17 protein-coding genes are annotated in these 18049 nt (G+C 66.4%); 9 read left to right on the top strand and 8 right to left on the bottom strand.

Going from position 1 to position 18049, the window contains the following annotated elements; translation table 11 throughout:
• Positions 1-129 precede the first annotated feature (129 nt).
• The 3 genes from malQ to AWC06_RS10260 are packed head-to-tail and all read left to right on the top strand — an operon-like array spanning position 130 to position 3690.
• Positions 130-2298: a 4-alpha-glucanotransferase gene (gene malQ, locus AWC06_RS10270; RefSeq protein ID WP_085197014.1), complete on the top strand. Its 2169-nt coding sequence runs from the start codon at positions 130-132 to the stop codon at positions 2296-2298.
• A 43-nt stretch (positions 2299-2341) separates the two neighbouring features.
• Positions 2342-3223 carry an LLM class F420-dependent oxidoreductase gene (locus AWC06_RS10265; protein WP_085197012.1) on the top strand — a complete coding sequence of 294 codons (882 nt, stop codon included), beginning with the start codon at positions 2342-2344 and terminating at the stop codon, positions 3221-3223.
• Positions 3220-3690, top strand: coding sequence for a nuclear transport factor 2 family protein (locus AWC06_RS10260; protein WP_085197010.1), 471 nt, complete (start codon positions 3220-3222; stop codon positions 3688-3690). Before AWC06_RS10265 ends, AWC06_RS10260 begins: the two co-directional genes overlap by 4 nt.
• On the opposite strand, the gene AWC06_RS10255 is transcribed toward AWC06_RS10260, so the two are convergent.
• Positions 3687-4874 carry a glycosyltransferase gene (locus AWC06_RS10255; protein WP_085197009.1) on the bottom strand — a complete coding sequence of 396 codons (1188 nt, stop codon included), beginning with the start codon at positions 4872-4874 and terminating at the stop codon, positions 3687-3689. The genes AWC06_RS10260 and AWC06_RS10255 overlap by 4 nt on opposite strands.
• 289 nt (positions 4875-5163) lie before the next feature.
• Here AWC06_RS10255 and AWC06_RS10250 point away from each other — a divergent pair, with 289 nt between their 5' ends.
• The gene (locus AWC06_RS10250) at positions 5164-6942 is read left to right on the top strand and encodes a molybdopterin-dependent oxidoreductase (RefSeq protein WP_372458169.1); all 1779 of its coding nucleotides are present in this window, start codon (positions 5164-5166) and stop codon (positions 6940-6942) included.
• A 12-nt stretch (positions 6943-6954) separates the two neighbouring features.
• Here the strand turns inward: AWC06_RS10250 and AWC06_RS10245 are convergent, their stop codons facing one another.
• Positions 6955-8259 carry an NAD(P)/FAD-dependent oxidoreductase gene (locus AWC06_RS10245; protein ID WP_085197005.1) on the bottom strand — a complete coding sequence of 435 codons (1305 nt, stop codon included), beginning with the start codon at positions 8257-8259 and terminating at the stop codon, positions 6955-6957.
• A 26-nt stretch (positions 8260-8285) separates the two neighbouring features.
• A complete protein-coding gene (locus AWC06_RS23600; protein WP_227371112.1) occupies positions 8286-9140 on the bottom strand; it encodes a maleylpyruvate isomerase mycothiol-dependent enzyme family protein in 855 nt (284 codons plus the stop codon).
• Between the two features lie 101 nt (positions 9141-9241).
• On the opposite strand from AWC06_RS23600, the gene AWC06_RS10235 reads away from it, so the two are divergent.
• Positions 9242-9856, top strand: a complete 615-nt coding sequence (locus AWC06_RS10235; RefSeq protein ID WP_085197003.1) for a TetR/AcrR family transcriptional regulator — start codon at positions 9242-9244, stop codon at positions 9854-9856.
• A 50-nt stretch (positions 9857-9906) separates the two neighbouring features.
• On the top strand, positions 9907-10125 hold the full coding sequence (locus tag AWC06_RS10230; protein WP_085197001.1) for a hypothetical protein: 219 nt from the start codon (positions 9907-9909) through the stop codon (positions 10123-10125).
• An 8-nt stretch (positions 10126-10133) separates the two neighbouring features.
• Here the strand turns inward: AWC06_RS10230 and AWC06_RS10225 are convergent, their stop codons facing one another.
• The 3 genes from AWC06_RS10225 to AWC06_RS10215 are packed head-to-tail and all read right to left on the bottom strand — an operon-like array spanning position 10134 to position 12643.
• The gene (locus AWC06_RS10225) at positions 10134-11594 is read right to left on the bottom strand and encodes an aminotransferase class I/II-fold pyridoxal phosphate-dependent enzyme (protein WP_085197054.1); all 1461 of its coding nucleotides are present in this window, start codon (positions 11592-11594) and stop codon (positions 10134-10136) included.
• 14 nt (positions 11595-11608) lie between these two features.
• Positions 11609-12037 (bottom strand): type II toxin-antitoxin system Rv0910 family toxin, encoded by a 429-nt coding sequence (locus tag AWC06_RS10220; RefSeq protein WP_085196999.1) that lies wholly within the window; start codon positions 12035-12037, stop codon positions 11609-11611.
• A 42-nt stretch (positions 12038-12079) separates the two neighbouring features.
• On the bottom strand, positions 12080-12643 hold the full coding sequence (locus AWC06_RS10215) for a hypothetical protein (protein WP_085196997.1): 564 nt from the start codon (positions 12641-12643) through the stop codon (positions 12080-12082).
• Positions 12644-12784: 141 nt separating this feature from the next.
• Between AWC06_RS10215 and AWC06_RS10210 the strand changes: the two genes are divergently transcribed.
• On the top strand, positions 12785-13810 hold the full coding sequence (locus AWC06_RS10210) for a DNA topoisomerase IB (RefSeq protein ID WP_085196995.1): 1026 nt from the start codon (positions 12785-12787) through the stop codon (positions 13808-13810).
• 22 nt (positions 13811-13832) lie between these two features.
• Here the strand turns inward: AWC06_RS10210 and AWC06_RS10205 are convergent, their stop codons facing one another.
• The gene (locus tag AWC06_RS10205) at positions 13833-14180 is read right to left on the bottom strand and encodes an aminopeptidase (RefSeq protein WP_085196993.1); all 348 of its coding nucleotides are present in this window, start codon (positions 14178-14180) and stop codon (positions 13833-13835) included.
• A gap of 243 nt (positions 14181-14423) precedes the next feature.
• Between AWC06_RS10205 and AWC06_RS10200 the strand changes: the two genes are divergently transcribed.
• The gene (locus AWC06_RS10200) at positions 14424-15974 is read left to right on the top strand and encodes a DUF4407 domain-containing protein (RefSeq protein WP_085196991.1); all 1551 of its coding nucleotides are present in this window, start codon (positions 14424-14426) and stop codon (positions 15972-15974) included.
• Between the two features lie 175 nt (positions 15975-16149).
• Positions 16150-16773, top strand: a complete 624-nt coding sequence (locus tag AWC06_RS10195) for a peptidoglycan endopeptidase (protein WP_372458167.1) — start codon at positions 16150-16152, stop codon at positions 16771-16773.
• 4 nt (positions 16774-16777) lie between these two features.
• Here AWC06_RS10195 and AWC06_RS10190 read toward each other — a convergent pair whose 3' ends face one another.
• A complete protein-coding gene (locus AWC06_RS10190) occupies positions 16778-18022 on the bottom strand; it encodes a sulfotransferase family protein (protein ID WP_227371110.1) in 1245 nt (414 codons plus the stop codon).
• Positions 18023-18049 lie beyond the last annotated feature (27 nt).

Genomic DNA, 18049 nt, shown 5'->3' with positions numbered 1-18049 from the left:
ATCGTAGCGGCGGATAGCAAAGTCGGCGCGCCGCAAACGGTCGCTTTCCCGTTTGTTCACCAAGCAAGATGGCGGGATGACCGCGCCGACGACGATGCAGAGCGCAGCGATGAGGAGGAGTGGCGCCATATGACCACGCCGTCATTGGTCGAACTCGCGGGGCGGTTCGGGATAGCCGCCGACTATGAGGACTGGACGGGGCGGCGCGTGGTCGTCCCGGAGAGCACGCTGGTGGCCGTCCTCGCCGCGTTCGGGGTGCCCGCCGGAACCGAGCCGGAGCGAACCGCGGCGCTGGCCGCCTCCGACCGGGCGTACTGGTCTCGCCCGCTGCCCGCGACCGTCCTCGGCCGCGCCGGTGCGCGGACACCGTTTTGGGTGCATGTCACCCACGGCCACCCTGCCGAGGTATGGGTGCAGCTAGAGGACGGGACGGTGCACGCCGGAGTGCGGCAGCGCGACAACTTCACCGCGCCGTTTGATCTCGACGGCCGCCTGGTCGGTGAGGCCAGCTTCGAGCTCCCCGACGACCTGCCACCCGGCTACCACCGGGTGCATCTTCGCTCGGGTGCGCAGGAAGCCAGCGCCGCGCTTATCGTCACACCGGATTGGCTGGGGTTCCCGGAGCGGCTCGGCGCCCGCCGCGCGTGGGGACTGGCGACCCAGTTATATAGTGTCCGGTCCCGGCAGTCGTGGGGCGTCGGCGACCTTGCTGATCTCACCGACCTTGCGGTCTGGTCGGCCTCGCGGCATGGCGCAGGCTATGTGCTGGTCAATCCGCTGCATGCGGCCGCACCGACCACACCGATGGAGCCCTCGCCCTACCTGCCGACGTCGCGGCGCTTCGTCAACCCGCTTTATCTTCGGGTCGAAGCCATCCCGGAATTCGCTTACCTGCGCAAGCGCGGGCGGGTGTGGCGGCTGCGCGACGACGTGCAGAAGCGCGGGGGGAAAGCGGTCCCCGAGGCCCAAGCGATCGACCGAGACAGCGCATGGGCAGCCAAGCGCGCGGCGCTGCGGCTGGTCTACCGGGTGCCCCGCTCGGCGGGTCGCGAACTGGCCTACGCGGCGTTTTGCGCCCGGGAGGGCTCCGCTCTGGACGACTTCGCCACCTGGTGTGCGCTGGCCGAGAAGCACGGCGGCGACTGGCATCAATGGCCCGCATCGCTTCAACACCCGGCCGCTGACGGAGTCGCCGATTTCGTCGCCAAGCATTCCGCCGCCGTTGATTTCCACCGCTGGATGCAATGGCAGCTCGATGAGCAACTCGCCGCCGCACAATCCCGCGCTGTGGGAGCCGGCATGTCGCTGGGCATCGTCCACGATCTCGCGGTCGGCGTGCATCCCAACGGTGCCGACTCGTGGGCGCTGCAGGACGTGTTGGCGCTCGGCGTCAGCGCCGGCGCGCCGCCGGATGAGTTCAACCAGTTGGGCCAGGACTGGTCGCAGCCGCCGTGGCGGCCCGACCGGCTGGAAGAGCAGGAGTACCAACCGTTTAGGGCACTGATCCGAACCGTGCTGCGGCACGCCGGCGGTGTGCGCGTCGACCACATCATCGGCTTGTTCCGGCTGTGGTGGATTCCCAGCGGAGCGGCGCCCACCGAGGGCACCTATGTGCGCTACGACCACGAGGCGATGATCGGCATTCTCGTCCTGGAGGCGCACCGCGCCGCCGCGCTGGCGGTCGGCGAGGACCTCGGCACCGTCGAGCCGTGGGTGCGCGACTACCTGCGGGCGCGGGGCGTGCTGGGCACGTCGATTCTGTGGTTCGAGCGCGATCGCGACGGCGACGGGGGCCCCCTGCCTGCCGAACGGTGGCGGGAATACTGCCTGTCGTCGGTCACCACCCACGACCTGCCGCCGACCGCGGGTTATCTGGCCGGCGAGCATGTGCGGCTGCGGGATTCCCTGGGCTTGTTGACCCGACCCGTTGACGAGGAGCTCGCAGCGGCGGAGAGCGAGCGGACGGCCTGGATCGCCGAGTTGCATCGAGCCGGGTTGCTCGGCAAGCACGCCGATCTCGATGAGACCGTGCTGGCGCTGCACCAGTATCTGGGCCGGACGCCGTCGCGGCTGTTGGGACTCGCGCTGACCGACGCGGTCGGTGACCACAAGACCCAGAACCAGCCGGGCACCACCGACGAATATCCCAACTGGCGGGTCCCGCTGTCCGGCCCGGATGGTCGACCCGTGCTGCTCGAGGACGTCTTCACCGATCCGCGAGCAGCCGCGCTGGCCGAGGCGCTGCGCGCTAACGTAAGCTCCGCTGACTCTGCGTCCACGGCGAAGAAGTGCGAGTAGCGCGCGCCCTAGGCGCAGAGTCAACGCGGTGAGAGAGGGTGCCATGAAGTTCGCGGTCGTCGCCCCGGTCGCGGCCGGGGTCACCGCCGCCCCGGAATGGATGGCCGCCTTCGCGCGGCATCTCGAAGTGTGCGGCTTCGAGTCGATCGTTGCCGTCGAGCACGCCGTGTTGGCCACCCGCTATGACAGCCTCTACCCCTATGACAGCTCGGGGCGTGTCGAACTCGCGGCCGACTGCCCGGTCCCCGACCCGCTCGATCTGCTGGCATTTCTGTCCGGTCATACCGATCGGCTCGGGTTGGCCACCGGAGTTCTGGTGCTGCCCAACCACCATCCGGTCGTTTTGGCCAAACGCGCGGCGACCGTTGACGCGCTGTCAGGAGGCAGGCTTCGGCTCTGCGTCGGCGTCGGCTGGCTGCGCGAGGAGATCGAGGCGTGTGGCACCGAATTCGAAAGCCGGGGCCGGCGGGCCGACGAACAGTTGGCGGTGCTGCGTGCGCTCTGGGACGACCGCCCGCAAGGCGTCACCCACAACGGGGAGTTCTTTCGGTTCGCGAACGTGATCTGCTCCCCGAAACCCGTTGCGGGAGCAAAACTTCCGGTGCACATCGGCGGACACAGCCGGGCGGCCGCTCGACGGGCCGGCCGCCTCGGTGACGGCTTCCAGCCGCTGGGAGTAACCGGTGCTCAGCTGGACGCCTTGCTGGCACTGATGCGCGACGAGGCGTTGGCGGCCGGGCGCGACCCCGCCGATCTCGAGGTTTCGCTCGGCCATGCGGTCACCAAGGTCGACGCCGACCGCGCCGGCAGGCTGGCCACCCAGGGCGCCGACCGGGTGGTGCTGGCCATGCCGCCGATCACCGACATCGAGCAGGCCAAGGACACGTTGTCGGCCTGCGCGCAACGTCTGTCGCTGCCAGCGTGATGCTCTCCGCAACCGATCGAGCGGCTCTCTCCGACTTGGTCCACCGGTATGCCGCCGACATCGACGACAGGCAATTCGACGCTGTGGTCATGCTTTTCACGCAGGACGCTGAGCTGGCTCTGCCCGACCCGCCGACGACGCTGGAGCCGATCCGTCAACATCACGGGCGGGCGGCCATCAGCACGGCGATCGCCGCCGTCGCCACCACGATCCGCACCGAGCACGCGATCGTCGGCGAGGTCTACGACGCCGGTCCGCGGCCCGACCATGCGCGGGGCCGAATCGCCGCCGTCGCCCACCACTGGATTCAGCACGACGACGAAATCCGCGATGTGGTCTGGCATCTGCGCTACGACGACGAATACCGGCACGTCGATGCCGGCTGGCACATATGCCGCCGCGTGTTGACGATCAACGCCATCGAAAACCGTCCGGTCAGCCGGTTGCGGGCCGGCGGTCCGGCCTAAACCGGTGACAGGCGGGCGGTGTCTTCCAGGAGATCGGCAGCGCGGGCAGCGCTTTCCGCAGGCTTTGTCATCCGGGTGGCGATTTCGCGCGCTCGCGTGCGGTATTGCGGGGCGAGAATGCAGCGGAGGTCCGCGATCAGCGATTCTGTGGTGGCGGCCGCGAAGGGCTGGGCGGATCCAACGTTCAACTGCTTCACCACATCCGCCCAGATCGACTGATCGGCCCCCATCCAAAGGATCAACGTGGGAATTCCCGACCGCATGCCTCTGGCCGTGGTGCCGGCGCCACCGTGATGGACCACCGCGCGGCAGGAGGGAAAGATGGCCGCGTGGTTCACCGCGCCCACCACCTTGACATGGTCGAAATGCGGGGCCTGGGTGAAGTCATTGGCGCCGGTGCAAATCAATGCTCGCTCGCCCAGCTGCAGGCAGGCCGTGCTGATCATGGCCAGCGTTTCGGCGGGAGATGCGACCGGCATGCTGCCGAAGCCGAAGTAAATCGGAGGTGTTCCCGCCGCCATCCACGACGCGACCTCGTCATCGGCGTCCGTCGGCACCTCCATCGCCAGCGCGCCGACGAAGGGGCGTCGGCCATCTGCTTTCGCCCATTCGGCCGCCAGCCCGGGAAAACAGAGCTCGTCGTAGGCCTGAATCTCCAGCGATCCGGGTCCCGCCATCCGCGCCTCCGGCAAGCCGAGTGCACGGCGTTGGGCGTCTTCAGCCTCATTCGTTATGCGCGACTGCAGCCATCCGAGCTGCGGCGGCAGCATCGGAACGAACTCCTGCATCGGGTAGCAGTGCAGCGCAGCCAGCGGAATGCCGTAATACTCTGCGACGTTGGTGGCGAGTCCCTGCTCGAACATGCCCGCCAATAGAAGGTCGGCGCCCTTTGCCAGCGCGGCCAGCTTCATGCCCATCTCCAGCCAGACCTGGGTGGCGTACTGGACAAGCACGCTGATCGGGTCATGTGTCTGCGAGAATTTGCGGGCGAAATCCTCGTCCGGCGGCGCCTGCCAGTCCGGGCCGTAGGCGACGGCGGCAAGCCCCGCCGACTCGACGAAGTCAAGCATGTTGGTCGGGACCGCCATCCGCACGTCATGCCCGCGGCGCACCAGCTCCAGACCGAGTGCGGCGCAGGGCTCGATATCGCCGCGAGTTCCATGGCTTGCCAATACAAGCTTCATCGGCGAACCTAACTCGGGGTGATGTCTGCGTGGTGATGGTACGCGTGACCCGCAGAATGTGACGAATCTCACTACAGGACACCGATTTCCGCCGGTCGACAGCTTGACCCGTGACCTACAACGGCGGGTTCGTTCGCGGACGCCGTCGGGCCTCGTTGATCCGGCCGATTACCAGCCGTTTCCCAGCAAGTGTTTCCCCGGTGTTAAAAGCGCTGATCTGGCCCGTTCGTGTATCTTCGGCCGCGTGACGACCACGGACGCTAACAATGCTGACGGCCATGCTAATTCGATCGGCAATTCGATCGGCACCACGACGTTAGCGGTAGGCACGCCGCTGGAATCCGACCCCGACTTCCGCAGCGAGATCCATACCGCCGAGGACACTATCGACGTCGAGACGTACGGCGGCGGATTCGACCTCACCAGGCGGGCCAGCGCTCCCAAGTTGCGGGTCGGCCGGGACAAGTGGTTCAACCTGCTGTGGCTTATCCCGATCGGCTTTGCCATCTTGGTTGTGGCGGTGGCCATCGGCAAAGGCCTCTACAACATGCCCTCGGTGCAGGCCTTCATCCAACGCTATCCCGGCGCCGATATCCCCCAGAAGACTCCCGGCGTCCCCGCGTGGCTGGGGTGGACCCACTTCTTCAACCTGTTCGTGATGATGTTCATCATCAGGTCCGGGATCCAGATCCTCTGTGACCACCCGCGGCTCTACTTCAGCCGCAACGCCACCCCCGGCAAGGACGAGTGGCTGCGGGTCGGCCCCCCGGTGCCTGACGACGAGCTGTGGACCGCTAACGCAGATACCGTCGCCTTGCCCCCTCAGTTCGGTCTGCCCGGGTTTCGGCACTCCATCGGACTGGCCCGCTGGTGGCATCTCGGCATGGATGTCTTGTGGCTGCTCAACGGGGCCGTGTTCTACGTGCTGTTGTTCACCACCGGGCAGTGGCGGCACATCGTGCCGACCAGCTGGGACGTGTTCCCCAACGCTTTGTCGGTGGCCATTCAGTATCTGTCGGTGGAGCACTGGCCGGCGGATAACGGCTGGGTCGCTTACAACGGCCTGCAGGTGCTGGCCTACTTCACCACGGTCTTCATCGCCGCCCCGGCCGCGTTGATCACCGGGCTGGGCATGTCGCCGGCGCTGTCGCAGCGGGTCCACTGGCTGAGCAAGCGGTTGAGCATCCAACACGCGCGTTCACTGCACTTCCTGGTGCTGGTGTACTTCTTGTTCTTCATCATCGTCCACGTCACGCTGGTGTTCGCGACCAGCGCACTGCGCAACCTCAACCACATGTTCGCCGCCCGCGACGACAACAGCTGGATGGGGTTCTGGATCTTCGCCGCGGCCATGGTGGTGTCGGCGGTCGCCTGGGTGTGGGCCACCCCGTTCACCATCAAGCATCCCCGCGTGGTGCAGCGGGTCGGGTATGCATTGGTCGGCCCGTTCCAGCGGGTGCTGGAGAGGCTGGACCCCAAGCCCGGCGCCTTCACCGAAGAGGACATCTCGCCGCATCACTGGCGCAATGGCCGGCTCCCGGAGACCGTGGAGTACAAGGAGTTGGAGGCCAACGACTTCAGAGACTGGCGGCTGAAGGTTTACGGGCTGGTCGAGCACCCGATGGAGTTCTCGCTCGACGACCTCAAGGCACTGCCCTACCACGATCAGATCAGCCAGCACTTCTGCATCCAGGCTTGGTCGGGCGTCGCCAAATGGGGTGGGGTGCAGATGAAGACGATCATGGACATCGTCAAACCGCTGCCCGAGGCGAAATGGGTCGTGTTCTACTCGATGGGCCTCGGAGCCACTGGCGGCATCTACTACAACGCCCACCCCGTTGACCAGATGGGCCACCACATGACGATGCTGGCCTACAACATGAACGACCAGCCGCTGCCCTACATGCACGGCAAGCCGCTGCGCCTTCGTAACGAATTGCAGCACGGCTTCAAACTCGTCAAATGGATCAAGGGGATCGAGTTCGTCGCCGACTACCGCGACATCGGCAGCGGCTACGGCGGTTACAGCGAAGATCACAAGTACTTCGGCCGCCACCAAACCCTCTGACGGCGAACGCTTTTAGTCGGTCTTCGGCAGCGGAATGCCTTCGCTGGTCGAGAACTCGGCGTCGCTCTGCGTCGACAACCCCATCGAAACCAGGGTGCGTGCGAAAAGTACGTCGGTCAGATAGGCCAGCGACACCGCCCACCGGTTGACGGCTCGCGGAATGGCATACAGGTGATAGCCGCGGGTCACGAACTTCGCCGGGTACCCGGACAGCCGGACATTGAGCGGGTTGGCCACCGCCTGACGGGGTCCGAGGTCCACCACCAAGCCCATGTTGCGGTGCTTGTAATCTCGCTTCTTCCCGTGTCCGAGACTGGCGGACACGTTGTCCGCCAGCACTTTTCCTTGCCGGGTGGCATGCTGAGCGGTCGGTGGTGTGATCTTCCCGGGCTGGGTCACGTCCGGCACCGCGGCCGCGTCGCCCGCCGCGAACACGTCGGGATGGCCCGGGACTTGTAGATCGGTCTGCACTTTCAAGCGGCCCTTTTCGGTGGGCAGCCCCAGCGTCTCGATGAGCGGCGCCGCGGTCACCCCGGTAACCCACGCGACGGTGCGGGTGTCGACCCGCGAGCCATCGCTGAGTACGACGTGGTCGGCGCGCACCTCCTTGAGCGTCAGCCCGAGTCGGACATCGACTCCACGGCGTCGTAGCACGCGCATTGCCTTGTCGCCCAGCTTTTCTCCGACTTCGGGCATCACCTGTTCGGCAAGGTCCAGCAGCAGAAAATTCACGTCGGCCGCGTCGAAGTTCATCTGCTTGGCCGCGGCGTCGGCCAGCGCGCGAAGCTGGGCGGTCAGCTCCGTCCCGGAATACGACGCCCCGACGACCACGATCGTGCGCCGCCCGCGCGCGGTTTGGCCGTCCTCGTCCAGACAGGCCAGCTCCAACTGTTCGAGCACATGATCGCGCAGATACAGCGCTTCGGCCGTCGACTTCAAACCCCTTGCGTACGTGGCCAACCCGGGAATGTCGAAGAGCCGGGTGACCGACCCCGGCGTCAACACCAGCCGGTCCCACGACAGTTTGCAGGAGCGCTGTTCGAGATCGGTGAACGTGAGCGTGTGCTGATCCAGATCGACGCTGTCGACGCGCCCGCGCACCTTGCGCACCCCGTTCAGCGTTCCCGCCAACGGGATCGTCACAAACCGCGCGTCGACCACTCCCCCCGCCACATCGGGCAACAAAGGCGTGTAGAGCATGTAGTCGACCGGAGACACGATCGTGATCTCGACATCCGACTTGCGTAATCGGCGGGCCAGTCGACGTGCACACTCGAAGCCGGTGAACCCGCTGCCCACGATCACGACCGATGTCATCGTCCCCAGGGTAGTGACCCGTCGTATTACGGGCTGGCCAGCAGGGTGCCGAACTTGGCGGCCAGCCAGGGCTTGCGGCCGCCGGCGAGCAGATTGCCCCGGATGATCTGAGACCATTGCCCCACCCGGCCGTATCCCACCAGCAGGAAGGTGACCGGGTCGGCGGTGATGACGCAGTCGGCCTTCTCGCCCGCCGCCGTGACCACGGCGGTGCCGTCGTCAACGACCAGCCGATACCGGCCGCCGCCACGCATCCGCAGTTCGAAGCTGGCGTGCATGCCCCGAGTTCGCGACTGCCGCAGGTAATTCGGCGCCAGCGCGAGCGCCGTCGGCACCACCAGCAGCGCGTCATCGCGGTTGATCGTCCACGGACGCCCGCCGGCGCGGGCGATGTCCAACCCGTGGACCAGTTGCTCGCCCAGCAACAAACAGGTCATCAGCGCGGGCTCCAGGACGAGGCCGTCGGCGGTGACGATCGCGGTGCCGTCGACGGCGGCGGCCGCGGCGAGGTAGCTCGCGGCGGTCTCCTGCAGCATGTCGGCAAGCCGGCGCAAGTCACGCTCGCAGACGTCGACCAGGTGGCCGTCGTTGACTGCGGTTCTGGCCCGGGCCGGGGACGCGTCCGGGATCTGGATCTCGGTGCGATCGCCGTTGAGCTGGCGGGTCAGCGCGTCAGTGTATTCATGCATGTCGGCGACGACGTGAGCCGCCGTCTCAGCCGCCGTCCAGGTCAGACCGGGCACCGGCGCACTCGGATCGGTGATGCTGCGCCACAGCCGGCCGGTGCGAGCGACCGCATCGGCCAGCGCCGCTCGTGCGCGAGGATCGGCGCCGCGGATCTCGTCGAGCAGCCCGGCGGACGGTGCGTGGGCAGTTTTCATGGAAGCCAACCTCCTGTCGACGAACTTGAGATAGTGTGACTATGCCACATAGTATCGCTATGTCAATAGGCTGGTGCGGTCTTGGCACGAGAGTGAGGGGCATGTCCGAGTCGACACCGCAGCCGACGTCGCTGCGCGCCCAGCAGGTCGCGCAGACGCGCGATGCGTTGGTTCGTGCGGGACGGGAGTTGTTCGGCCAGAAGGGCTTTCGGGCGACTTCGGTCGACGACTTGGCGCGCGCGGCCCGCGTCACGACCGGCGCCCTCTACCACCACTTTCCCAACAAGACCGCCCTTTTCGAGGCGGTTTTCGAGCATGCCCACGCCGAACTGATGGCCGCGTCGATGGCCGCCGCTCAGGAGGCTTCCGACGACCTCGACGAGGTCGCGCGCGGCTTCGAGGCATTTCTCGACGCCGTGTTGGAACCGGACTTGCAGCGCATCCTGATCCTCGACGGTCCGGCGGTCCTGGGCCCCGCGCGCTACACCGAACTGGACGAGCGCTACGCGTTCGCCGTCATCGCCGCGGCGCTTCGGGCCGCCACCGAGGCCGGCACTCTGCGGGTCGATGATCCGGAGACCGTCACCCGGCTCTTGCTGGGTGCGCTGACTCGTGGCGCGATGCTGATCGCGAACTCGCCGGATCCCGTCGGGACCAGGCATGAGGTCGCGTCGTCGATGCGGGCGCTGCTGAACGGTTTCGTCCCATCGCCCTGATGCTCGACGAACCAGTTTTTTCGCCGAGGGATGCGGGTAGAGAGAAGCCCATGGGAGACACGAAGACGCGCGGGATCGTGCTGCTTGCGTCGGGCGTCGTGGCTCTGGTCGTCTGCGTGGCCGCGTTCGCTCTCGGAGAGGTCGGCGTCGGAGTCGGCGCGGTCGTCATTGCGTTGCTCGCCGCGGGCGCGGGCATGGCCTGGTTGGGCATGGAAGGAAGGCGGGCCCGCGAAGTCGAACGGGGCGGGGCGGACAACCATCGCGAGTAGCGATCCGGTCAGGCGACGACACGGATGTGCTCCAGCAAAGGGTCGGCGAGATCCGGTAGCGGCATACCGGCTTTCAGGCCCGACCGCAGATAGTCGATGACGGCGTCGTTGAGCAGTTCGCCGGGCACCACCACCGGAATGCCGGGCGGATACGGCGTGATCTGTTCCGCGGCGACGCGGCCGGCGGCCTTGTCCGCGGGTACCATTTCGACCGGCCCGAAAAACGCATCGCGTGGCAGCATCACCGTCTCGAGTTGTAGTTCCTCCGGTGAGGGCAACCGGGTTTCCGGTGGCGGGTCGATGGATTCGGTGGCTTCGCCCCAGGCCGCCAATGCGTCGACAAGTCGGTCAGCGGTGCTCTTGTCGTCGGCATACGACAATGTCGCCAGGATGCGGCGGTGGTCGGCCAAACCAACGTCGATGCAGCTGTTTTCGCGCAGCCAGTCGCGAGCCTGATAGCCCGACGTGCCGGTCGCCGAGACGTCCATCAGTAGCTGCAGGCGATCCAGGTCATGCGATGCCTCCGCGCCGAGTAGCTCCTCCTCGAGTACCGCGATACCCGGAATCCGGCTGGTGCGCTCGCGCAATTCATTTGCCAAATCCAGTGCGGCGCCGAGTAACTCGTGTCCGCGTTGCACCATGTGCCTGCGCCAGCCGTCCAGCGCGGCATAGATCATCACGTTGGGGCTGGTCGTCATCAAAACGTCGGCGCACGCCGAAAGCCGGTCTTTGTCCACCAGGTCACCCTGCACGTGGTACACCGAGCCCTGCTCGAAGCCGGCGCCCATCTTGTGCACGCTGACCACGCACACGTCGGCGCCGGCGTCCATCGCCCACGTCGGTAGGTCATCGTGAAATGGCAGGTGCGCTCCCCACGCCTCGTCGACGATCATCGGCTTGCCACGGTCATGACAGATCTCGGCGATGCGCTGCAGGTCGGCGCAGGTGCCGTACGGGGACGGGCTGACGATCAGCGCTCCCGCGGCGTCGGGATGCTCTGCCCAGGCCTCGCTGACCCGCTCGGGTGAGGGCGGGTGCGACAGGTGGCGGTCGGTGTCCCACCGCGGGACGATCCAGCGCGGTTGGATACCGGAAAAGACCAGCCCTCCGACGATCGATTTGTGGCTGTCCCGGGGAACGAGCAAGCCGCCCTCGGATCCGCCGGCCACCGCCATCATCGCGGCCCGAACCGACAGCGAGCTGCCGCAGGTCGAGAAGAACGCCGACGAAGCGCCGACCGCGTCGGCCATCAGCTCCTCGGCCCGCTCGAGGTACTCACCACTCGAGCGCCAGTCATCCAGGCCCCCGCTGGCCAGCACGTCGGCGTGGAATGGCTCGTGCCCCAGCACGTTCAGGACCTGCTCGTCGACCCCCCGGCCCTGGCGGTGCCCGGGCGGGCTGAATCCGTATCGGTTCTGCCGGTGATAGTCGGCCAGTGCATCCAGCAGCGGGGCCCGGCTATGGTCCATCACCCGGCGCTTGGTCATTGCAACGCAGCGAGATTGCAAACCGACCGATGCACGTCGGACTTGATGACGCGTGCCACAAGCCGGCCGATCGGCCCGTTGAGCAGACCGCCGTGCAGATCGGCGGTCAAGTGAAAAGTCGAGCCCGGGTGCTCGTCGGTGACCGTCATCGTCACCACGATCCGAATTCCGCCGCGGCCGCGGCCCTGCAGTTCGATTGCCTTCGGCTCTTCGTACCGGGTGACTGTCCAGTGAATGACGTTGCGAAAACCCTTCACCTTGATGCACGACGACACCTGCGTGCCCTTTTCAATCGCGGAGGGCACCGGACTGCGCCAGCCGGCAAATATCGTCATCCAGTCACCGAACCGGTTGAGGTCGCACGCCAGCTTCCAGGCTGATTGCGGCGCCATATCGGACGAGGTCGAAACATCTACTCGTGCCATCTGGTATCTCTACCCGGATGCGACGACCCGGTAAACCGGTACTCAGCCGCCGGTCCAGCCGGTATCGAGGTGCTCGGCCACATTGATGACCTGGGCCGCTTGCGATTCCGGCGTGTCGATTTCGTCGGCGACGTACTGCGCGATGAAACGCCGGATCTCGCCGTCGACTCCGGCGATGATGCGCAACACCTCGCCACGGATGGACTTCGACGACACGTGGACGGTGATGTCCGAAGGCCGCGGTTTCTCCACCGCGACGATCACCAAGAGGGGTTCCGCGGCGCGCGCCGTGGCTCGTAGCGCGATGTCGCCGTCGACGTTGAACCGCTGCTTGTCCAGCCGTAGGTCGACGAGCAGGTCGATGGCGAGTGGGACGTGGATATCGAACGTGATGCTTTCGCCGATCTTGCGGGTGACCTGTGGGTCCTGAATGGCTACCTTCGCGCTGACCTTCGCGATCTTGCCCGGCCCCTGGCCGATGGGAGCCATCTCGAACTGGTTTCCGGCGATCGCGGCGAAGGCGGCACCGACCCGATCCTCGGTCACGGCCACCTCGAAGAAGCGCCGTCCGAAATCCTCGTAGCTCACGTAGTCGTAGCTCTGCATAAGTTGATACCGTCTCACGTCCGTTGCCGACACCGGGGCTGATCCGTTTGTGTCGGCCCGAACCGCTCGTGCCCGTGGTGTTGCGCGAATCCGCCTTGGGTAAACCCGTGCGGTGAGTATTCGATGCTTCCAGGCACCGCAATGAGGCTGCGCAGGAGTACCGTCGGCGGCCAAGGATTTCGGCGCCTTCGACGTGGTCGGGGCTTTTGCTATGTCTCAAATGTGGGGTCCCGGCAGGAACCCGTGCGCGATGCCGAGACGCTGGAGCGGATCGAGGCGCTGGTGATACCCCCGGCGTGGAAGAACGTGTGGATTTGCCCGTACCCCAACGGTCACATTCAGGCGGTCGGCACGGACGCAGCGGGTCGGCGTCAGTATCTCTATCACGAGCGATGGCAGACCGAACGGGCCGAGGAGAAATACGACCGGACCCTGAGCCTGGCCAAGCGCCTGCCGGACTGGAGGGCCGGGCTCCTGGCAGACCTGCGTGCGCGCGGATTACAGCGCGATCGGGTGCTCGCGGTGGCCCAGTACTTGATCGATCAGGGCTATTTCCGCGCCGGTGGCGAGGAGTACGCGCAGGAGAACGGCAGCTTCGGATTGGCCACTCTGCTGCGTGACCACGTTCGCTTGCGTCGCGACTGTGTGGAGTTCGACTATCCCGCCAAAAGCGGAGTGCGCCGGACGGTCTCGCTGGACGATCCACTGGTGGTGCGAGCTGTGCGATCGCTGTTGCGGGCCGAAACGCGGATCCCCCGGTTGCTGGTCTACCGCAAGTCAGATGGTTGGTGCGAGGTCCGCGCCGACGACCTCAACGCGCGGTTCCGCGAGCTTGTCGGTGAGGAGTACAGCGTTAAGGATTTGCGGACTTGGCACGGCACCGTGCTGGCCGCCGAGGAATTCGCGGGCGCGCGAGAGCCGACGTCGAAAACCGCTCGGCGGCGGGAGGAAGCGGCCGTGATGCGTGCGGTCGCCGAGGAATTGGGCAACACGCCGGCGGTGGCTCGAAGCTCCTATGTCGATCCTCGCGTCGTGTCGGCCTACGAACAGGGCATCACCATCGCCCCGGCACTGCGCCGGGCCAAACGTGAGCGTACGGCGTTGGGGCGGCGGAATTTGGTCGAGCGAGCCACTGCGCGAATGATCAGACGCGTCGACCGAACCTGATCGTCGATTCCGAAAGCGACTGTCAGACACCGCCTGCGGGGGCTCTTCGGCCTGGACGCACGAAGAATGCGCCGACCACCGCGATCGCGCCGATCACCGCCACCGGGATGGTCCACGACCGCCGACTGGAGAGCGCCGACTGACACTCGGCCACGAAATCGGTATGCGGGACAATCTGATTGAGGATCGGAACGTTTGCCACCGACTTGTTGTTCGCTTCGCGCGCGCTGGACAGATCGGATACCAGCGCGTTACCGCAGCCGATACTGCCACCGTTCGCGTCCGAGACCTTCACCGGCACCAACAAGCCGATGATGCCGATGACCAGGATCACCGCACCAGCCACCAGAACCAACCGCCGTACCGTCACAGCGTGCTCCTTTGCCCGTCGTCAATTGGGGTGAAGCTACCCATTTCGCGCGGTGTGAAAACCTGCGACGGCCGACGCGGCCGGGCGTCGCGGTTGTGAGAGAATTCCACGGTCGCACCGGCGCGATCCGGGCTGGGCGATTCCGGTTGCGTCGCGAACCGCAGCACAGAACAAGCCCGTGAAGTCTCCTAACCCGGCCGTAGCCTGCCAGGCCGACCAGAACCCGGAGGTGTTTTTCGGTCCATGTGCGCCCACAAAGTAGCTGAACCGCGCTCGTTTGCCTCGTCGACCGAGGCCATGCTGACCTGGGTCGGCGGCGGAGAGCGCCGCGAACTCGGCGAGCGTCACGAGCGGTCCGCGCATGCCCTCGTCGGGGTGGTCGTGATCCTCGATGCCGCGCTGGCTTGGTTGGTGACGACCCTGGCCATCGCGCAAGCGGCACACTGGCCGGTCTGGGGCGTACTGCCGTTGACCCTGGTACTGGGCCTGTTGGTCGGTGCGACGGCCCGTGCCATCGCCACCGGGTCGGCCGGCGGCCTACGCGCGATCGCCGGACGCGGCGCCGTGGCCGTAGCACTCGGGGTAGTCGTCGGCGAGTTCGCCGGGCTGGTGCTGTTCTCCGGCTCGATCGACCACCGCCTCGAGCAGCAAGCCGCCCGCGACGCCGACACGGCGCCTACGGTCGTGCAAGCGTCGGCCACCCTTCAGCAGACTCGCGCCGCGCGCAGCGCGCTCGACCAAGCCGTCGACACCGCCCGCGTCCATCGTGACGAGGCCCTGGTTGTCGCGCGCTGCGAATACCACCCAACGCCGGCCTGCCCGCAGACCCATATCACCGGAGTGCCCGGCGTCGGGCCGGAAACCCGGACGGCCAACGAGCTCCTCGCCGAGTCGCAGCAGGAACTGGACAACGCCGTCGCCGCTCGCGATCGCCGGGCCGCTGGGTTGGACTCCCAAATCAACACCGACCAGCAGGCTTTGGACCAGGCTCGCCGCAGCGCGATGTCGGACACCGACCGCGGCCTGGGCGCACGGTGGGTTGCCATGCAGGACATCACGTTGGCCAGTGGCGGCGCACTCCTGTTGCGGCTGTTGACAATCGGGTTTTTCGTGCTGCTCAGCCTGCTGCCGTTGATACTGAGGCTCTGGCGCGGTGAGACGAGTCATGATCGCCACGCCGCCGCCCGCGCCGAGCGCGAGCGTGTCGAGCTCGAGGCAGAGACGGCGATCGCTGTCAAGCGCGCCGAAGTGCGTGCGGCTGCCGAAACCATGTGGGCCGAACACCAACTCGCTCAAGCCCGCCTGGCCGTGGCGGCACAGACCGAGATCGACCGCGGGGCCAGCGGGCCCGCCGAATTGCCCGCTGCCGCAGAGGACGCCGAAGTTGTCGAGACGGAAAATGTGCCAGCGGTGGTCGAACCACGCCTGACGATCCCGGATGTCAGCAGGACGGCGGCGCGTTGGCTGCGTCCACTGGTGCCGACGTTTGTGGCCCGTGCAGTCGACGCGACAACCCAGCCGGTGCGTACGGCGCGCAAGGTGTTCCAGGAGGTGGAGGAGATCACCTTCGCGCTCAAGCGCACTCGCACGGTGACCATGCATGTCGAGGACAGCGGCGCGGAGGAAGCAGGCGATGCGTCCTCACCGCACCAGGCGGTCATCGATTGCGAGGACGCCGAAGACCTCTCATTGCCGCCGAGTGCGTGGCAGCCCGAGCGCGGCCTGACCGAACGAGATGACCCACGCCGATTACGTGCAGCTGATGCCACACGGCAATTGCCCCCGGCCGAATGACTCCCACCAAATACGCCGCATAAGTTATTGCCACGCAATATCGTTCAATATGCGCAAGGCCAAAAATAAGGAGCCAGTTAACCTTTCGCACGTCAAATAGTGAGCCTGAAAACCCTTATCTACCAGGTCTTTTACCGGCATTTGTTGCGAGGCTCATTGTGTCCCATGCAAAGTGATGGCTGCCACAAATTTTGGTTGCCTACTGATCTTGTTGTTAGTGTCCCGGCCCGTGTTTGTTTTAGCAACGCTGATGACCTTGGTTCAGCAGGTCTCAGGCACGCCGTATGTCACCGGTGGCGATTCTCCGGCCGGCACGGACTGCTCGGGGCTCGCGTCCTGGATCTCGAATGCGGCAACTGATAGACCAGTTTTCGGAAGTAGGTTCAACACCGGAAATGAAGAATCGGCGCTATTGGCGCGGGGCTTCCAATATGGAACCGCGCCCGGCGCGTTGGTGATCGGTTGGAACGGTGGCCACACCGCAGTGACCCTGCCCGATGGGACTCCGGTCTCCAGCGGTGAAGGCGGTGGCGTGAAAATCGGTGGCGGCGGCGCATATCAGCCGCAGTTCACCCATCACATGTACTTGCCGGTGGAACCCGAGCCGGCAGACGCGGCCCCGCCGCCACCGCCAGGAGCAGTTCTGGTGGACGCCGTGGCCCCTGAGCCGCTCGCTCCCGAGCTGCCGCCCCCGCCGCCCGCGCCCGAGCCTGCTCCGGTCGAGCCGGTGGCAGACGAATTGCCTCCCCCGCCGCCTGAGCCGGCGCCGCCCGCTGGCGACCCGGCTGAGGGCATCTAGGCGTTCACGCCAAGAAGCGCTGGCAGTACCCGCTGAAGCGCGCCCGCAGGTCGTCCTCGTCGAGCCCGAACATCTCGGCCGATGTCGCGATCTGGCCCAGCCGCCCGCGCTGGTGACCCGCCAGGTATTCGGCCATCGCCGCGCGCGCCGCGTCGGGCAGCGGCTCGCCCGCAAGGTTGTAGACCCGTTCGGCGACGCCAGACTCGTCGGCCATGAAGTCGTCGAACCGGACGTCGATGGAGCGCTCCGGCGGGATCACGCCCCGGTCGCGCACCAGCGCGGCCAGCATCAGCTGCAGCCGGTCGACCCACGAGGCGGCGATCTCGGCCACCGGCACCGGGGAGCGGTGCATCCGTGCGCTGTAGGCGATCATCGCGATCATCGACAGCGCGACCGGCACCGGATCGCGGTGGGTGCATACCACGATCACCCCGGGGAAGACGGCGTCGAGCACCGGTAGCTGCTCGAGGTGCTGGGGCGACTTGAGCAGCCAACGCCGCCCGCCGCGCAGAAACTGCAGCGCCTTCAACTGGACGGCCAGGTGCCGATACGACGGGCTCTGGTCGTGTGCCACGTAGTAGTCGCGCCAGCGCGGCACATGCGCGAGGGTCTCGAACAGCATCGAGGAGAAGTCGTTGGCCAGCAGCTGGATCTCCTCGTGGACGTGGTCGGTGGTCATCTCGTGCATGAGCCGGAAGTGCGGCATCGTCGCATTCATGAACTCGACGGCCGCATTCATCCGGGTCCGGCGCGGATCGGGCTCGATGCCGGCCTCGACGGGCAGCGGAAAGGGTTCGACGCTTTCCCAATAAGGAAGGGTGCGGAACGTCGGCGCCGCGGCAAGCAGGTTGTGCAGGTGTGTGGTGCCGGTGCGCGGCAAGCCCGCGATTACGACCGGAGGCGCCAGCTCGATGTCGTGGATTTCAGGGTGGCGCGCCAGCAGGTCGTTGAGCAGTAGCCGGTTCTTGAGCCATTGCAGCAGCTGCGTGTGGAAGTTGACGATTCCCGGGCCATGCATCCCGTCCACCTCGCGCAGCGCCGCCAGGTAAACGTCCAGACGCCCCCGGTAGTCGTCGGGCCCGAAATCGGTAAGTCCCGTTTCGGCGATGGCCTTGGCGTGCAATGCCTCGGCGTCCAGCGGGCAGTCCTGCGCCATCGCCGCCATCAACTCGCGGATCGGTTCGACTTCGGCACTGAAGCGTGGCTCATCGAGATCGTCCAGATGCACCAGGGCTGCGGCGTCGGTCACGCCGACTTATGTTACTTTGAGTTCCGT

It is taken from the genome of Mycobacterium fragae, assembly GCF_002102185.1.
Classification (GTDB): domain Bacteria; phylum Actinomycetota; class Actinomycetes; order Mycobacteriales; family Mycobacteriaceae; genus Mycobacterium; species Mycobacterium fragae.
The sequence above is the reverse complement of the archived record's forward strand: the minus strand, read 5'-3'. Positions and strand labels throughout refer to the sequence as shown.